This is a genomic window from Catenulispora subtropica (assembly GCF_039531675.1).
Classification (GTDB): Bacteria; Actinomycetota; Actinomycetes; order Streptomycetales; family Catenulisporaceae; genus Catenulispora; species Catenulispora subtropica.
Map to the genome: position 1 here is coordinate 1 of NZ_BAAAQM010000128.1, position 1,322 is coordinate 1,322.

A 1,322-nucleotide genomic window follows, 5' to 3' on the forward strand; every position below is an offset into this window, starting at 1 on the left:
GCGTGACTCGAGAGCAACGGCTCGTCGAGACCTTCGTCGACCTGGCCGACACCCTGGTCGAGGATTTCGACGTCATCGACTTCCTGCAGACCCTCGCCAGCCGCTGTGTGCAGCTGTTGGACGTCGACGCTGCCGGTGTCATGCTGATCGATCAGCGCGGGAACCTGCACGCCGCGGCCGCGTCGACGGAGAACGCCCGGCTGCTGGAACTGTTCGAGCTGCAGGCCGACGCCGGGCCGTGCGTCGACTGCTGCCGCACCGGGACCGCCGTGGTCAACGCGGACCTGGGCGCCCGGGCCGGGCAGTGGCCGCGCTTCGCCGAGGCGGCCCGAGCCGCGGGGTTCACCGCGGTGCACGCCCTGCCTCTGCGACTTCGCGGCACTGTGATCGGGGCGCTGATCCTCTTCTGCGCCGACGACCGGGTCCTGTCGGTCGCAGACGTGGGGACGGGGCAGGCCATGGCCGACGTCGCCACCATGGGCATCCTGGCGCAGCGCACCGTCCACCAGTCCGAGCTCCTGGCCGCACAGCTGGAGCACGCTCTGTCCAGCCGGATCGCCATCGAACAGGCCAAGGGCGTCCTGGCCGAGCGGCGCCACATCACCGTGGACCAGGCGTTCGCCCAGCTGCGTGACCACGCCCGCAGGAACAACCTCCGGCTGTCCGATCTCGCCCGCCAGGTGGCCGAGGGTGCCTCCATCGGGTTCGAACCCCCGCTCGAGGCCGACCGGCGGTCGTGAGCCCGCCCGGGTTGCCGAGAAAAGCTCAGGTCCTCAACCCATCGGGTCGTCCAGCGCCGGCCCGGCCACGGCAGGCGTATGCTGAAAACACGTCCGGTCGATCCGGACGGTCTCCCCAGACCCTGGTGACACGAGATTCACCGGCACGCTGGGAGACCCTTCATGATCGAAAACGCTGTGGCCGTCGGACCCGCCGGCTCCCGACGTTCCCCGCCCCCACCGGCCGACATCCCGTTCACGGAGTTGGACATCGCGGTCTGCTCCGAGGGCCAGAACACCGTCCTGGCATTGGCGGGAGAACTCGACGTGGAGACGGCTCGCGTTCTCGCCCCCCGCCTCGACATGCTCCATGAGAACAGCCGCCGACGGCTGGTCATCGACATCAGCGCCCTGACGTTCTGTGACTGCTCCGGGCTGGGCGCCTTGGCAAGGGCCAACCGCAGGGCGGTCGAGACGGGCGGCTGGGTGCGCCTTTGCGGAGCGACCGAAAACGTCCAGAAGATCATCGGGATCGCCGGGGTGTCGTCGGTCCTGCACTGCTACGCCGGCGTCGCCGAAGCCCTCGCCGGTCTGTGACCGGCC

Annotated in this window: 2 protein-coding genes; both read left to right on the forward strand. The window is 69.9% G+C overall.

Features of this window, described 5'->3' with window-relative positions:
- Positions 1-2: 2 nt before the first annotated feature.
- Positions 3-740 carry a GAF and ANTAR domain-containing protein gene (locus ABD466_RS44245; protein ID WP_344663324.1) on the forward strand — a complete coding sequence of 246 codons (738 nt, stop codon included), beginning with the start codon at positions 3-5 and terminating at the stop codon, positions 738-740.
- Positions 741-902: 162 nt separating this feature from the next.
- Complete coding sequence (locus ABD466_RS44250) at positions 903-1,316, forward strand: STAS domain-containing protein (RefSeq protein ID WP_344663325.1); 414 nt, start codon at positions 903-905, stop codon at positions 1,314-1,316.
- Positions 1,317-1,322: the final 6 nt, after the last annotated feature.